At 66.9% G+C, this 15,521-nt stretch carries 12 protein-coding genes and 1 pseudogene; 8 read left to right on the plus strand and 5 right to left on the minus strand.

Annotation, left to right across the window (positions count from 1 at the left end; genetic code table 11):
• Positions 1-7 precede the first annotated feature (7 nt).
• Genes GM672_RS13150 through GM672_RS13160 form a run of 3 tightly spaced genes read right to left on the minus strand, consistent with a single transcriptional unit; the run spans position 8 to position 2,419 of the window.
• On the minus strand, positions 8-787 hold the full coding sequence (locus GM672_RS13150; RefSeq protein ID WP_155470983.1) for a LytR/AlgR family response regulator transcription factor: 780 nt from the start codon (positions 785-787) through the stop codon (positions 8-10).
• Complete coding sequence (locus GM672_RS13155) at positions 784-1,905, minus strand: sensor histidine kinase (protein ID WP_229427654.1); 1,122 nt, start codon at positions 1,903-1,905, stop codon at positions 784-786. The genes GM672_RS13150 and GM672_RS13155 overlap by 4 nt, the downstream gene beginning before the upstream one ends.
• 31 nt (positions 1,906-1,936) lie before the next feature.
• The gene (locus GM672_RS13160; RefSeq protein ID WP_155470984.1) at positions 1,937-2,419 is read right to left on the minus strand and encodes a nuclear transport factor 2 family protein; all 483 of its coding nucleotides are present in this window, start codon (positions 2,417-2,419) and stop codon (positions 1,937-1,939) included.
• 177 nt (positions 2,420-2,596) lie between these two features.
• On the opposite strand from GM672_RS13160, the gene GM672_RS13165 reads away from it, so the two are divergent.
• The gene (locus GM672_RS13165; protein WP_155470985.1) at positions 2,597-4,795 is read left to right on the plus strand and encodes a hybrid sensor histidine kinase/response regulator; all 2,199 of its coding nucleotides are present in this window, start codon (positions 2,597-2,599) and stop codon (positions 4,793-4,795) included.
• A gap of 15 nt (positions 4,796-4,810) precedes the next feature.
• Here GM672_RS13165 and GM672_RS13170 read toward each other — a convergent pair whose 3' ends face one another.
• Positions 4,811-6,466, minus strand: coding sequence for an alkaline phosphatase family protein (locus GM672_RS13170; protein WP_155470986.1), 1,656 nt, complete (start codon positions 6,464-6,466; stop codon positions 4,811-4,813).
• 167 nt (positions 6,467-6,633) lie between these two features.
• Between GM672_RS13170 and GM672_RS13175 the strand changes: the two genes are divergently transcribed.
• The 3 genes from GM672_RS13175 to GM672_RS13185 all read left to right on the plus strand — a co-directional run bounded on the left by GM672_RS13175 (position 6,634) and on the right by GM672_RS13185 (position 10,000).
• A complete protein-coding gene (locus tag GM672_RS13175) occupies positions 6,634-7,383 on the plus strand; it encodes an SIMPL domain-containing protein (RefSeq protein ID WP_155470987.1) in 750 nt (249 codons plus the stop codon).
• 162 nt (positions 7,384-7,545) lie between these two features.
• The gene (pssA, locus tag GM672_RS13180) at positions 7,546-8,409 is read left to right on the plus strand and encodes a CDP-diacylglycerol--serine O-phosphatidyltransferase (protein WP_155470988.1); all 864 of its coding nucleotides are present in this window, start codon (positions 7,546-7,548) and stop codon (positions 8,407-8,409) included.
• Between the two features lie 34 nt (positions 8,410-8,443).
• The gene (locus GM672_RS13185; RefSeq protein ID WP_155470989.1) at positions 8,444-10,000 is read left to right on the plus strand and encodes a 2-isopropylmalate synthase; all 1,557 of its coding nucleotides are present in this window, start codon (positions 8,444-8,446) and stop codon (positions 9,998-10,000) included.
• A 65-nt stretch (positions 10,001-10,065) separates the two neighbouring features.
• On the opposite strand, the gene GM672_RS13190 is transcribed toward GM672_RS13185, so the two are convergent.
• Positions 10,066-10,545: a hypothetical protein gene (locus GM672_RS13190; RefSeq protein WP_155470990.1), complete on the minus strand. Its 480-nt coding sequence runs from the start codon at positions 10,543-10,545 to the stop codon at positions 10,066-10,068.
• A 189-nt stretch (positions 10,546-10,734) separates the two neighbouring features.
• Here GM672_RS13190 and rpsO point away from each other — a divergent pair, with 189 nt between their 5' ends.
• From rpsO to GM672_RS13210, 4 genes and pseudogenes are all read left to right on the plus strand, one after another.
• A complete protein-coding gene (rpsO, locus tag GM672_RS13195; RefSeq protein WP_155470991.1) occupies positions 10,735-11,004 on the plus strand; it encodes a 30S ribosomal protein S15 in 270 nt (89 codons plus the stop codon).
• Between the two features lie 244 nt (positions 11,005-11,248).
• Positions 11,249-13,363 carry a polyribonucleotide nucleotidyltransferase gene (gene pnp / locus GM672_RS13200; RefSeq protein WP_155470992.1) on the plus strand — a complete coding sequence of 705 codons (2,115 nt, stop codon included), beginning with the start codon at positions 11,249-11,251 and terminating at the stop codon, positions 13,361-13,363.
• 194 nt (positions 13,364-13,557) lie between these two features.
• Complete coding sequence (locus tag GM672_RS13205; RefSeq protein WP_155470993.1) at positions 13,558-15,144, plus strand: AAA family ATPase; 1,587 nt, start codon at positions 13,558-13,560, stop codon at positions 15,142-15,144.
• Positions 15,141-15,521, plus strand: a pseudogene (locus tag GM672_RS13210) (hypothetical protein); the annotation flags it as partial. The gene GM672_RS13205 and the pseudogene GM672_RS13210, both read left to right, overlap by 4 nt.

A 15,521-nucleotide genomic window follows, 5' to 3' on the forward strand; every position in this document is an offset into this window, starting at 1 on the left:
CCATTTTTCAGGCAACTTCCGATTTGACGGCGTGCGCGGTGGCCGGCAGCCGCTCGAGTGCGGCGAGCAGGGCGTCGATGTAGGTGCGGCTGGCGCGCAGCGGCGTGCCGTCGCGCAGGCGCAGCATGGCGTCGCGGTTGCCCAGGGTGCGCAGTTCGGCCACCTGGTCGAGGCGGACGATGGCGCTGCGGTGCACCCGGGCGAAGCGGGCCGGATCGAGCATGGCGGCCAGCCGGTGCAGCGGTTCGCGCACGAGGTATTCCCGTTCGCCAACGTGCAGGGTGGCGTAGTCGCCGTTGGCGTCGATCCAGGCCACGTCGCCGGCGGCGACGAAGACGAGGCGGCTGCCGTAGCGCACCGTGAAACGGGACAGGTAGGGAGCTTCCCGGACCGGCGCGGCCGCCGACGCCGCCGCGTGACGGCGAAAGGCATGCGCCTGGCGGGCCCGCGCCAGCGCGTCGGCGAAGCGCTCGTCGTCCACCGGCTTGAGCAGGTAGTCGACGACGTCCAGCGCGAAGGCCTGCACGGCGTATTGTTCATGCGCCGTCAGCAGGATCGTCACGGGCCGCCGTGCCGGCGGCAGCGTCGCCAGCAGGTCGATGCCGCCCAGGGCGGGCATGTCGATGTCGAGGAAGACCAGGTCAGGTGCGTGCCTGGCGATGCCGGCCAGGGCCGCGGCGCCGTCGTTGTATTCGGCCACGACGTCGACGCCGGGCACACCGGCCAGCCGGGCCAGCACGCCGGCGCGGGCCAGCGGTTCGTCGTCGACGACGATGACGCGCATCATGCTGCCCGCACCCAAGTCGTCGTGGCCGATTCCGCGCCGGCCGCGCGCAGGGGCAGCTCGATGGCGACGACGAAGCGGTTGGTGCCGTCCGGGCCGGCCGTGAAGCGCTGGGCGGCGCCATACAGCTTGTCCAGCCGCTGCGCCACGTTGGCCAGGCCGAGGTGGAACGAATCGGCCGGCGCTGCTTTGCCATCGTCGCAGTCGCCTTCATCGCAATCGTTGACGATGCGCAGCCGCAGCGTCCCGCCCTCGGCGTGCGCCTGCAGCGACAGCATGCCGCCGGCCGTGCGCGGCGCGATGCCGTGGCGGACGGCGTTCTCCACCAGCGGCTGCAGCAGCAGCGAAGGCACCAGCGCGTCGAGGATGCCGGGGCCGACGTCGATGGCCAGCCGCAGCCGTTCGCCCAGGCGCGCCTTCTCGATTTCCAGGTAGGTCTCCGTCAGCGACAGTTCGTCGGCCAGCGCGTGTTCATGCACGTGCTGTGTGCTCAAGGTGGCGCGCAGCAGTTCGGCCAGCTGGGCGATCATGCGGTTGGCATCGCGGTTGCGCTGGCCGGCCACCAGCGCCGAGACGGCGTTCAGGGTATTGAACAGGAAGTGCGGCTGCACCTGGTAGCGCAGCGCCCTCAGCTCGGCATCGCGCAGCAGCAGGGCCGCATCCGCCGCGCGCGCACGCTCGCCCACCAGCGCCACGTGGAAGGCCACCACCGCGTGCGCCGCGCAGAAGGCGATCAGGGGCAGCCAGCAGCCGTCCAGGCCCCTCAGGATCGTATGCCAACGCATCTCCCGGTGCAGGCCGAGGTACATGCCCAAAGCCTCGCCCAGCACGCTGTTCACCACCGACATCGCATAAGTGGCCCCCAGCATGCCGGCGGCGACGGCCCATCCGGCCAAGCCGCGCCGCCACAGCAGCCGTTGCAGCCACGCCGTCGGCGCCACCCAGCCCAGGTAGGTGCACAGGAACAGTGTGCGAAACAGCAAGGGGCGCTCGTGGCCCAGGTCCGGCAGGCCCATGATGGCGATGCACAGGGTGATGGGCGCTGCTGCCAGCAGCGGCAGCCGGAACGGCAGCTGCGCCAGCCGGGCAGTCAGTGCATGGTGGTGGGTGTCGGTTGTCACGAGTCCGATTCTACCGCTTGCCGGTGCCGGGTCAGCCGGCCGAATATACCATCGAGCTGATTTTCCACCCCTCTTCGGTCAGCACCAGGTGCCACGACTCGCTGCCCTTGTTGGTGACCTTGCCGTCGACAAGGAAGTCGAAATCGAAGTACACCATGCCCACGCTGCCGTTGCTGTGCACGCGCACATTGTAGAAGCGCTCTTCCACGGGCAGCTTGCTGTTGGCGACGAAGTCGGCAAACTCCTTGTAGGTCGACGCGCGCAGCCGCGACTTGCCCGCCGGGACCTTGATGGCGGCACTGGCCACCGTCAGCCAGCTGTTGTCGTGGGCAAGGAACATGGCTTCCAGTGCCTTGCCGTCGCGCGCCACGATGGCGGCCTGGAAGTCCTGCACGATGCGGTTGATCTGCGCCACCGCCTGAGGATCGTCCGACGCGGCGGTGGCAGCGGCGGCAGCGGCGGCAGGTTGCATGCATGCTGCCAGCAGCAGGCACAGTGCGAGGAATCGGGTCATGGCGTGCTCCTTGGTGGCAAAAATGCTAATGTAGCGGCAGCACCGCCCGATCGGGGCGGCGTTGCGGCGAAGCGGTATCGCCGCGCGATGAACCGGTGCCCTGCAAGCGGTTCTCGCCCTCGAATCGATTCCGAACCCGGATTAACACGCCGGCCCGTGCGAACGACGGGTGAATTTATGCGCATAAGAAGCCGCCTGCTGTTGCTGATCCTGTCGATCCTGTTGCCCGCGTTCGTCATCGCCTCGTGCGCCGTGTGGTATGTCTACAAGGAGCAGCGCGCGGCCGAAGTGGCTGGCATGAGCGAAGCGGTGCACGCGCTGGCGCTGCTGGCCGACCGGGAGCTGCTGGCCAAGGAAGCCATGCTGCGTGCGCTGGCCACATCGCCGGCCATGCAGCAGGGCGACTTCCGGGCCTTCCATGGCCATGCGCGCAGCCTGGCCCCGCCGGCCGATTCGACGATCGTCATCACGGACCTGGCCGGCAGGCAGCTGCTCAATACCCGCCAGCCTTACGGCAGCACGCCGCCGGTGGGCAAGTCGAACCTTGTCGCGCGCCGCGCCGCTGCCGGACCGGATGCCACCGTCGTCTCGGACCTGTTCTTCTCGCCCGTCGGCAAGCGCCATGACGTGGCGCTGCAGATTCCCGCACCCGTGGCCGGGCAGCCCCGCTATTACCTGTCGATGGGCATGGCGGTGGAGCGCCTGGCACCGCTGCTGGCGCAGCAGGGTGTGCCGCCGACGTGGCTGATGTCCCTGCTCGACAGCCGGGGCACCGTGATCGCGCGCAGCCGCGATGGTGCCAGGTACATCGGCCGCCAGGTCAGCCCCAGCCTGCGCGCGAAGATGGCGGCGGGTCCGTCCGGCGTGCATTACGGCGTCACGCTGGACGGCACGCCGACGGTGGCGTTCTACAGCCGCGCGCCCATGTCCGGCTGGACCGTCGTGCTGAGCGTGCCTTCGGCCGAGATGCGCCGCCCCGCCATCGCGGCCGCCACGGGCCTGGGCGCCCTGATCCTGGTGGCGCTGGGCGTGGCGCTGGCGGCGGCGCGCATCTTCGCCCGGCGCACGGCGCAACCCATCGAACAGCTGCGCCGCGCCGCCGAAAGCCTGGGCCGCGACGAACCCGTCACCGCCTTCACGTCGGGCACGATGGAAGCGGATGCCGTCAGCGCCGCCCTGGCCGACGCCAGCAAGCGCATCCGCGACAACACGGCGCTGCTGGAGTGCCGCGTGGCCGAGGCGGTGGCGGCGGCGGAACGGGCCCAGCGTGCGCTGCTGCAGGGCCAGAAGCTCGAAGCGCTGGGCCGCCTGACAGCCGGTATCGCCCACGATTTCAACAATATCCTGCAGACCCTGTCCGGCGCGCTGCAGTTGATTCCGCTGACGACCGACCGCGCCCGCGTGCAGGCGCTGGCCGCCACGTGCCAGAAGGCGATCGCCCGCGCCACGAAGCTAACGGGGCAGATGCGCTCCTTCGGCACGGTGCAGGATGCGCGGCTGGCCCTGGCGCAGCCCGATGCGGTCGTACAGAACATGCTGCCGATGCTGCACAGCGCCTGCCCGGGCAGCGTACGCCTCGAACTCGATATCGCCGAAGGGTTGTGGCCCGTCATGGTCGACCCGCTGCAGATGGAGCTGGCGCTGCTGAACATCGTCATCAATGCGCGCGACGCCATGCCCGATGGCGGCAGCCTGTACCTGGGCATGCATAACGAAACGGTGGAACGGGCGCCGCAGGGCCTGTCGCCGGGTGAGTACGTGCGGATCGAGCTGCGCGACAGCGGCACCGGCATGAGCGCCGAAACGCTGGCCAGGGCGCTGGAGCCGTTCTTCACCACCAAGCCGGTCGACAAGGGCACGGGCCTGGGCCTGCCGCAGGCCTATGCCTTTGCCAGGCAGTCGGGCGGCACCCTGGTGCTGGCCAGCGAGCCCGGTGCCGGCACATTGGTGACGATCTGGCTGCCGCGCGCACTTGGCGCCGAAGGCAGCGGCGAGGGTGCCTTCGCCGCGCCGGCCGCCATCACGGGCGCGGCCACCGGTCCCGTGCTGTTCGTCGACGACGACCCGCTGGTGCTGGCGACGATGGTGGAAGCGCTGACGGTGGCCGGTTTCGAGGTGACGTCGGCCACCAGCGGCGACGAGGCGCTGGCCAAGCTGGCCGCCGGCTGCCCCGTGCGCCACGTGGTGTCCGATATCGTCATGCCCGGCCTGGTGGACGGCGTCGGGCTGGCCCGCATCGTGGCCGAGCGCTATCCCGACGTGCGCGTGGTGCTGGCCACGGGCCATACGGAACGCCGGGTCGACCTGCCCGGCGTGCGGCTGCTGGCCAAGCCCTACGATATCGCCCAGCTGTTCAAGGCGCTGGAAGAGGTGTAGGAAGAAGGCGGACCTTCAGCGCGCCGCGCCGCCCACCAGCGCCTCGGTCAGCACACGGCCTTCGCTGGCGGCCGGCGGACGCAGTTGCAGCACGGTTGCCAGCGTCGGCGCGATGTCGACCACTTCGGCATTGCGCGTGTAGCGGCCCGGCACGATCCAGCGCTTGCCCATCATCAGCAGCGGCACGTTGGTGTCGTAGGCATACGGCGAGCCATGGGTGGCGCCGCTGCTGCCGGAGCCGAAGGCCCAGTAGGGGCGCGGCACCACCACCAGGTCGCCCGACTCGGCGCGGTGCCAGGCGCGGCGCATCAACAGGTCCAGGCGCGTGCCGGTGGCGCCGGCTTCCTCGTAGCGGGTGCGCGTGTAGACCTCGGCGATGCCCGTCTGCGCCAGCAGCCAGCGGCTGGCGGCCTGCTCGACGTCGAAGCGCTTGATGCCGGCCTTGTCCAGCGCCGCCTGGTCCAGGTAGACATTCGGCAGCGAAGCCTTGAACGTCACCTTGCCGGCGCCGAAGGCGCCGTCCAGATGGGCGCGCAGCCCGTCCATCAGCTTTCTGCCGTCGACGCGGCCCGCGTCCATGCGTTGCTGCTGCGAGAACTCGGCGCTGTTGGCGAAGCCATGGTCGGCCGTCAGTACGACCAGGTAGTTGTCCGCGCCGACGCGCTTGTCCAGGTAGGTGAAGAAGCCGGCCAGCATGCGGTCGAGCCGTTGCAGGTGGTCGTGCGACTGGCGGCTTTCCGGCCCGTTCGCGTGGTTCACGTAGTCATGGGCCGACAGGCTCACGCCCAGCAGGTCCGGCACGCCGGCCGGATTGGCGCCCAGGCTTTCGCCTTCGATGGCGGCGCGGGCGAATTCCAGGGTCAATTCGTCCACGAATGGGCCGCCCTTCAGGCGCTGGTAGTAGGCTGCGTCGGGCTGGCCGCTTTCGCTGTAGTAGGAGACGGCAAAGGCCTTTTCGCCCGCGTCCATCGCGTAGTCGCTGTCGGCCAGCATGGGGCGCCACGTCTTGCCGTAGTAACGGTCCTGCGGCCTGGCCGCCTGGTAGCGCTGGACCCAGGCCGGGTGCTGGGCCATGTAGTAGCTGCTGCTGGCGAAATTGCCGCTGCCTTCCATGTACATGTACGCCGTGCCTGTCTTCCCGGCCAGCAGTATGGCGCCCCGGTCCTTGCCCGAGACGGCCAGCACCTTGGCGCGGTTGCCGGTGGCGTAGCGCAGCTGGTCCCCCAGCGTGTCCACGCGCAGGCGCGCCGGCGACGTGCCGTCGTCCGGCTTCGTCTCCTCGCCCAGGTACTTGTGGCGGCGGTCCTCGGTGCAGTAGACCGATTCGCCCGTGGCGCGGTCGATCCAGTTGTTGCCGACGATGCCGTGCTGGTAAGGGTAGGCGCCCGTCAGGATGGCGCTGTGGCCGATGGCCGTGACGGTGGTGCCGTGGGCCTGGTGGGCATCGCTGAACATGGCGCCCTGGCTCAGCAGGCGGCGGAAACCGCCGTCGCCGAACTGGTCGCGGTAGCGCAGCAGCTGCTCCTGGGGCAGGCCGTCCACGGCCATGACGACGACCAGTTTCGGTTGTGCCGGTGCAGCGGGAGCGCTTGGCGTCTTGGTGGCCGCCGTGGCGGCCGTCAGGAGGGTGGCGAGGGTGCAGGTGACTGCCAGGGTTGTCGTGGTTCGCATGCGTGTCTGGTAACGGGTTGATGGGCAAAACAGGGCGCCCATGATGGCGCGCCCAGGTGTCAGCATGATGACATGATTGTTACAAACACTCACCATCTGTGACGGTTGGGGCGTGTGAATTCGGTTACAGTGCACGTCATCGAACAAGCAGAGAAGGAGTATTCCAGATGACCGTCCTGAAAACCGTGCTGGCCGCCGCCCTCGTGCTGGGCAGCGCGTCCGCCATCGCCCAGTCCACCTCGGGCACCACCGTCATCATTCCCGCCTTTGGCGAAGTGAAGGCGCCGAACGACCAGGCCACCGCGACCCTGGCGATCGAGGAGCAGGACAAGGACAAGGCCGCCGCCGCCTCGCGCGTGAACCAGAAGATGAAACAGGGGCTGGATATCCTCAAGCGCGAAGACCCGCAGGCCAGCCTGAAGACGATGGGCTACTACACCTATCCCGTGTATCCGGAAGACCGTCCGGTCCAGCCGATGGCGCAGAACAAGCCACGCCAGCCGACCGCATGGCGCGTGGGCCAGTATGTCGAGGTGAAGACCACCAACCTGGCTGCGCTGCCCAAGACGGTGGCTGCGGCACAGAAGGTGCTGACCCTGAATGCCATCAATTTCGGCCTGACCCCGGCCACCACGCGCAAGCTGGACGACCAGCGCATCGCCGCCACCTACAAGGCGTTGAACGAACGCATTGCCTCGGTGGCCGCCGCGATGGGCCGCCCCGCGAGCGACGCCGTGCTCGATACGGTCGACTTCGAAGGCTCGGGCAATTACGCCGGCGGCAACCGTGAAGCGATGCCGGCGCCGATGGCCATGCGCGCCATGATGAAGGACAGCGCCGAAGTGGCCGAACCGAGCTTCGAGCCGGGCGAAACGACGCTGGAAATGCGCCTGGTCGGCAAGGTGCGTTTCAAGTAAACCGGTAGCGAACCCATTGTGAACCGCCGGGCGCCCCGATGGGCGCTCGGATGCGACGACCGGCTGCGTGCTCCTCTATAATAGGGGACAACCGGAGCGGCGGCACTGCCGCCGGTCCAGAACAATAACGCAGCAATAACGCCGCAACCACCACGGATTCACATGGCTAAATTTCCCCGTCGCAGGCCCAAGAATGGCGCAACCCCGAAGGCGCCGCGCAGGACGCCGTTCAGCAGGTTCGCCCGCAAGGCCGGCGACGCCAACCGGCCCCGCTCGCGCGGCATCTACCTGCTGCCCAATGCCTTCACGACGGGGGCCCTGTTCTGCGGTTTCTATGCCATCGTGATGGCCATGAACCAGCGTTTCGAGCATGCCGCATGGGCCATCTTCGTGGCCATGCTGCTCGATGGCCTGGATGGCCGGGTAGCCCGCCTGACGAACACCCAGAGCGAATTCGGCGCCCAGTACGACAGCCTGTCGGACATGGTGTCCTTCGGCGCCGCGCCGGCCCTGGTCATCTATGAATGGTCGCTGCGCGGTTTGGGCAAGCTGGGCTGGATTGCCGCCTTCGTCTACTGCGCCGGCGCCGCGCTGCGCCTGGCGCGCTTCAATACCAATATCGAGGTGGTCGACAAGCGCTACTTCCAGGGCATGCCCAGCCCGTCGGCCGCCGCGCTGATGGCCGGCTTCGTGCTGATGATGGTGGACCTGGAGATGAAGGGCACCTACATGTCGTGGATCTCGTTTACGATCGCCCTGTTCGCCGGCCTGACGATGGTCACCAACGTGCCGTTCTACAGCTTCAAGGACGTCAACTTCCGCAAGTCCGTGCCCTTCATCGCCGTGTTCGCCATCGCGCTGTTCTTCGCGCTGATCTCGATCGACCCGCCCAAGGTGCTGTTCCCCATCTTCGTGCTGTACGGCCTGTCCGGCTACCTGGTGTTCTTCGTCAGGCTGGCCAAGGGAAAGCCCGTGTCGATCGTGCAGACGGACGACGAACCGGTCGACGAAAGCGAACGCCGCTAAGCCCCGCTTCGCGCGGGCATTCAAGGAGAAATTCATGGATATCCCCCGCGCCAGCGAACGACTGATCATCTTCGACACGACCCTGCGCGACGGCGAGCAGTCGCCCGGCGCGTCGATGACGAAGGAAGAAAAGATCCGCATCGCCCGCCAGCTCGAACGGCTGCGCGTCGATGTCATCGAGGCCGGCTTCGCGGCCGCTTCGCCGGGCGACTTCGAGGCCATCCGCGCCATTGCCGCCGCCGTGCGCGAATCCACCGTCTGTTCGCTGTCGCGCGCCAACGACCGCGATATCGCCCGGGCCGCCGAGGCGCTGGCCCCGGCAGAACGCAAGCGCATCCACACCTTCATCGCGACCTCGCCCCTGCACATGCAGATGAAGCTGCGCATGGCGCCGGAGCAGGTGCTGGAACAGGCCCGCCTGGCCGTGCGCTTCGCCCGCCAGCACACGGACGACATCGAATTCTCGCCGGAGGACGGCAGCCGCTCCGAGGAGGATTTTCTTTGCCGCGTGCTGGAAACCGTGATCGCCGAAGGCGCCAATACCATCAACTTCCCCGACACGGTGGGCTATGCCGTGCCGGAGCTGTTCGGCGAAACCATCCGCCGCCTGCGCGAGCGCATCCCAAATTCGGACAAGGCCATCTGGTCGGTCCACTGCCATAACGACCTTGGGCTGGCCGTGGCCAATTCGCTGGCCGGCGTGACGATTGGCGGTGCGCGCCAGATCGAGTGCACCATCAACGGCCTGGGCGAACGGGCCGGCAATACGGCGCTGGAGGAAGTGGTGATGGCGCTGCGCACGCGCGCGGCCTACTTCAACCTGACCTGCGGCATCGACACGACGCAGATCGTGCCGGCCTCGAAAATGGTCTCGCAGATCACGGGCTTTCCCGTCCAGCCGAACAAGGCGGTGGTGGGTGCCAATGCCTTCGCCCATGCATCGGGCATCCACCAGGACGGCATCCTGAAGGCGCGCGAGACCTACGAGATCATGCGCGCCGAGGACGTCGGCTGGACCGCCAACAAGATCGTACTGGGCAAGCTCTCGGGCCGCAACGCCTTCAAGGCGCGCCTGCAGGAGCTGGGCATCGAGCTGGAATCGGAAGGGGAGGTCAACACGGCCTTTGCCCGCTTCAAGGAACTGGCCGACCGCAAGGCCGAGATCTTCGACGAGGACATCATGGCCCTCGTCTCCGGCGAGGAACGCGAGGAGGGCGAGCATTACCGCCTGGTGTCGCTGGCCCAGCGCAGCGAGACAGGCGAGCCGCCGCACGCGCGCGTCGTGTTCACGATGGAGGGCAGGGAAGTGGCCTGCGAAGGCACGGGCGACGGCCCGGTGGACGCCATCGTCAACGCCATCGAAAGCCAGGCCAACAGCGGCGCCGAGCTGGTGCTGTTCTCGATCAATGCCATCAGCACGGGCACGCAATCCCAGGGCGAAGTGACGATGCGGCTGTCGCAGGCGGGGCGCATCGTCAACGGCGTCGGCGCCGACCCGGACATCGTCGTCGCCTCGGCCAAGGCCTACCTGGCCGGGCTGAACAAGCTGCATTCGAAGGAGCGGGTCAATCCGCAGACGGAGCGGGCCTAGCGCTGGTGACCGTGAAAAGTTGCCCGAAAAATGGGGTCTGTCCCCATTTTTGAAGCAACTTTTGCTCAATCGCGCTTTTCGCGCAGCATGTCCGGTCCGCTCATCATTTCGCGCACGATGCCGTCGGCGGAGAAATGCACGTGCATCATCGCGTCCCACACGCCCGACTGGCGGTAGCGGTAGCTCCATACTTCCAGGCCCCGGCGCGGCAGCATCATCGTCTCGGCCGGGTGGCCGAAGGTGTGCAGGATGGTCTGCTTGTTGTCCTGGCCCAGCTTGACGGTGGCGAACTTGGCGTCCGTCAGCACCTGTTCGTAGCTGAGCAGGCGCCCGTCCCGGCCGTAGCGGGCCATCCACGTGTACTGGCCGAAGTAGCCGGCGCCGTATTCGTGGACGGTGTCGGGGCCGGCCTGGAAGACGGCCGACGGCCGGCCCAGCCTGGCCTGGACTGCGCTCATCGGTTCGCCCGGCGCGGGTGGCGGCCCGAACGCAGCGCAGCCTGCCAACAGGGTGGAAAGCATTGCCGAAACGATCAGTTGTCGCATGAATCCTCCCTTGTAAATGGAATTATTGTAGCCAGAAGCGGCATGGCCCCGGCGTTTTCCGCTATACTCCCGGGTCTGGCCTGTTTGGCCGGTATTTTTATTAATGTAGTTCACGATGTACAGGGTCGCGAATCCGGTGCCGCTTGCCAGCTTCGTCTCACTCCGCGCATCGCATGTGAAAGGTTTATCATGACTGTAGAAAACATCAACAAATCCGCCATCATCGCTGACAACGCACGTGGTCAGAACGATACCGGTTCGCCAGAAGTGCAAGTGGCCCTGCTGACCGCACGCATCAACGAACTGAACGGCCACTTCAAGGCCCACAGCAAGGATCACCACTCCCGCCGCGGCCTGATCATGATGGTCAACCGTCGTAAGAGCCTGCTGTCCTACCTGAAGAGCAAGGACGCAACCCGTTACCGCGACCTGATCGCCAAGCTGGGCCTGCGTAAGTAATTCGCGCTGTTCGCGTAATAGCGTAAAGTAATACTTGCAGCACACGGTTCCGACCAAATGCCTGCGCCAGTTCGCTGACGCGGGCATTTTGTCATTCTGGACCGTTAAAAAATTGCCAACAGGAAGTATGTTTCGCTGTCTTGGCAAGGAGATGGAGCAATAAGGCTGGCCGTTTTGCGGCCGGCCCGTGGTGAGGTGAACGACAGCCCCTGAAAATCTGTCGGCAAATAGAAAGGGATTACCCATGTTTAACAAAGTTACGAAAACCTTCCAGTACGGCCAGCATACCGTGACCCTGGAAACCGGCGAGATCGCTCGCCAGGCCTCCGGTGCGGTGCTGGTGTCGGTTGACGACACCGTCGTGCTGGCCACCGTGGTGGCCCGCAAGGATGCCAAGCCGGGCCAGGATTTCTTCCCGCTGACCGTCGATTACATCGAGAAGACCTATGCCGCCGGCAAGATCCCCGGTGGCTTCTTCAAGCGCGAAGGCCGTCCATCGGAAAAGGAAACGCTGACGTCGCGCCTGATCGACCGTCCGATCCGCCCGCTGTTCCCGGAAGGTTACATGAACGAAGTTCAGGTAATCATTCACGTCCTGTCGGTCAACCCTGAGATCGACCCGGACATCGCCTCGATGATCGGTGCCTCCGCCGCCCTGTGCGTGGCCGGCGTGCCGTTCAACGGCCCGATCGGCGCAGCCCGCGTGGGTTACGCCAATGGCCAGTACATCCTGAATCCGACCACGACCCAGCTGAAGACGTCGCTGATGGACCTGGTCGTCGCCGGTACCGAAACGGCCGTGCTGATGGTGGAATCGGAAGCCAAGCAGCTGTCGGAAGAAATCATGCTGGGCGGCGTCGTCTACGGCCACGAGCAGATGAAGGCCGTCATCGATGCCATCCACGCGCTGGTCGAAGAAGGCGGCAAGCCTGAAATCGAATGGACCCCGCCAGCCAAGAACGAAGCGCTGATCGCCAAGGTCGCCCAGTTCGCCGAAGCGAAGATCAACGAAGCCTACCAGACCAAGAACAAGCAGGCCCGCCAGCAGGCACTGCGTTCGATGCAGGGCGAAGTCATCGCCGACCTGGCCGCCCAGGCGCAAGCCGAAGGCACCGAGGCACCGGACTCCGTCGACGTCGGCAATATCCTGTTCGACATGGAAGCCAAGGTCGTGCGCTCGCAGATCCTGAACGGCGAACCGCGCATCGACGGCCGCGACACCCGCACCGTGCGTCCGATCGCGATCCGCACCTCCGTGCTGCCGCGTACCCACGGTTCGGCCCTGTTCACCCGTGGCGAAACCCAGGCACTGGTCGTCGCGACCCTGGGCACGGCCCGCGATTCGCAGAAGATCGACGCGCTGATGGGCGAATACACGGACGACTTCATGCTGCACTACAACATGCCACCGTTCGCCACGGGCGAAACGGGCCGCGTCGGTACGCCGAAGCGCCGCGAAGTGGGCCACGGCCGCCTGGCCAAGCGCGCGCTGGTCGCCGCCCTGCCGTCGCCGGAAGAGTTCAGCTACTCCGTGCGCCTGGTGTCCGAGATCACCGAGTCGAACGGTTCCTCGTCGATGGCTTCCGTCTGCGGCGGCTGCCTGGCGCTGATGGATGCCGGCGTGCCGATGAAGGCGCACGTGGCCGGTATCGCCATGGGCCTGATCAAGGAAGGCGGCAAGTTCGCCGTGCTGTCCGACATCCTGGGTGACGAAGACCACCTGGGCGACATGGACTTCAAGGTCGCCGGCACCGCCAACGGCATCACGGCGCTGCAGATGGACATCAAGATCCAGGGCATCACGAAGGAAATCATGCAGGTGGCACTGGCGCAAGCCAAGGAAGGCCGCGAGCACATCCTGGGTGAAATGCAGAAGGCCATGCCGCACGTGAAGACGGAGCTGTCCGACTTCGCACCGCGCCTGATCACCATCAAGATCAACCCCGAGAAGATCCGTGACGTGATCGGCAAGGGCGGCGCCGTCATCCGCGCGCTGACCGAGGAAACCGGCACGCAGATCGACATCAGCGACGAAGGCGTCGTCACCATCGCCTCCGTCGATGCCGCAGCCGGCCAGGAAGCCAAGCGCCGCATCGAAGAGCTGACCGCATCGGTCGAAGTGGGCAAGACCTACGACGGCACCGTGCTGAAGCTGCTGGACTTCGGCGCCATCGTCCAGGTCATGCCAGGCAAGGACGGCCTGCTGCACATCTCGCAGATCGCCAACGAGCGTGTCAACGCCGTCGCCGACTACCTGAAGGAAGGCCAGCAAGTGCGCGTGAAGGTCCTGGAGACCGACGACCGCGGCCGCCTGAAGCTGTCGATGAAGGCCGCCGACGAAGCCGCACCGGCTGCCTAAGGTATCCTGAGCTTTCAGTTCCGGGACCCCGATCCCGGCACTGCCAACCGCCAGCGCGCAAGCCTGGCGGTTTTTTTACGTCCGTCACATGGCGGCGTGCCAGGAGGATCCCACAGGGTGATGAGAGTGCGCGCCGGGTGGCATATACTGCTGCTTCCCTCAACCACGCCGGCCCGCCATGGTCTTCAACCCGCATGGTCTTCAATCTATTCAAGCACCTGTCGCAGGCGCCCACCAATCCCCGTCCTGCGCCGACGGCAAGCAGGCCGCGCCAGTTCGACGTGGCCGACCTGTATCGGGGCCCGGCCGCGGGCGCCGCGGCGGCACCGGATGCGCCGCCCGCGCTGGACGAGAAGCTGCGCCAGGCCTACTTCTGGATCGTCAACAACGCCATCGTCAGCCCCCACTACGATATCGAGTACAACGACGGCCCTGAACAGCGGTTCACGGTGGGCGACAGCAAGCGCACCTTGACCCTGCCGTCGGCGCAGAGCTATTCCAGTTTCGTGCTGATTCCCCTCCTGACCTTCGCGGCGCGGCGCAAGTGCCTGTTCGTGGGCGGGCCTGGCCGCGGCAAGACGGCCAGCGCCATCCTGATGGGCGTGCTGGCCGGCGCCACGGTGAAGCAGGTCAAGCGCGCCATGCAGCACGGCCACCCGCAGATGACGATCGCCGACCTGCTGGGCAATCCGCTGCCGGCGGACCTGGTCAACGCCCAGGACATGGACGACATCCGCATCGCCTGGCGCGCCTGGCTGGGCATGCGCGTGAAGATCGTCGACGAATACAACCGCATCCCCACGCGCACCCAGAGCGCGCTGCTTACCGTCATGGGCGACAACTACGCCGAGGTGCTGAACCAGGTCTACGAATGCCCGGAAGCGGCGTGGTACCTGACCGCGAACGACGACCAAGGCGGCGGCACCTACCAGGTCATCGACGCGCTGCGCGACCGCATCGACGTGGTGGTGCAGGCCCTGGCCTTCAACCCGCGTTTTCTCGGCGACCTGCTGGTGCGGCTGGAGGAAAACCTGCGGCCGGAAGAACTGGTGCCGCCGGAGATCGTCTTCACGGCCACGGAACTGGACGCGCTGGACGAGCAGGTGCGCGCGGTGGCGATCCCCGTGCCGGTTCGGCGCAGGCTGGAATTCTTCGCCAGCCAGTTCGAGCTGATGGAACTGGCCGGCGGCCAGTTCGAGTACATGACGAAGGACACGGCGCGCCTGTCCGGCGTCGACTGGCAGCAGCTCGTCAGTGCCGACAACGGGCGCGACCGCCTGAAGGACCTGGGCTGCCAGACCCGCAACGGCGTCTCCGTGCGCAACCTGATGACGTTGCTGATCTACGCCAAGGCGCTGGCCTACTTCCGCGGTACCGGCGAAGTCGAGCTGGAGGACGTGCGCCAGGTCCTGCCCTTCGTTTTGCACGACAAGCTGCAGCCGGACCTGGATGCGCCGTTCTTCGGGCTGCCTGAAAACGCGGCTTACCGCACCGACCGCGTCAGCTGGCTGCGCCGGCTGTTCGACCTGGCCTGTGCAGAATACGACCGGCTGGGCCGCGACGGCACTGATCCCGTCGGCGACCTGGCGGACCAGTTCGCGCAGGGGCTGGACGGCGTGTCGGAACGGGAGACGCGTGCGCGGCTGGTACGCATCGAGCGCACCATCGAGCAGGTGGTCAGGGGCAGGAAGCTGTACGGCCACCAGTACGACGACCTGCTCAAGCTGAAGTACCTGCACCAGCGCTATACCAACTACCTGGCCTGGCTGCGCACGCAGTGATCTCGCCCGTCCTCGCCTCCGTCCTGGCTTCGGCCAGGGCCCCGCTGAACCGCCGCATCGGCGAAGTGCGCCGCGCCACGCCCGGCTTCGACGATGCCGCGCTGGCGGCTTTTTTTGCCGACGCGATCGATCCGGTGGTGCAGGCCGTCGCCGTGCTTGACGAGGCGCGCCTGCCGGCCGTGGTGATGGCGGCCGCCGATACGGCGCTGCAGCTTGGCGTGCACGACCGCGCCCTGGCCGCGCGCACGGCCCAGGTGCGCGATACGTGGCAGGCGTTGGCGGGACCCTGCGCGGCGCTTATTGCCGCCGCGCCGGCACAGGTGCCGGGCATGCTGGCCAACGCCGTGCTGCACGTGACGCAGCAGGGCGGGCGCAGC

The sequence above is a fragment of the Pseudoduganella buxea genome (assembly GCF_009720835.1).
In the GTDB taxonomy this organism is placed as follows: Bacteria; Pseudomonadota; Gammaproteobacteria; order Burkholderiales; family Burkholderiaceae_D; genus Rugamonas; species Rugamonas buxea.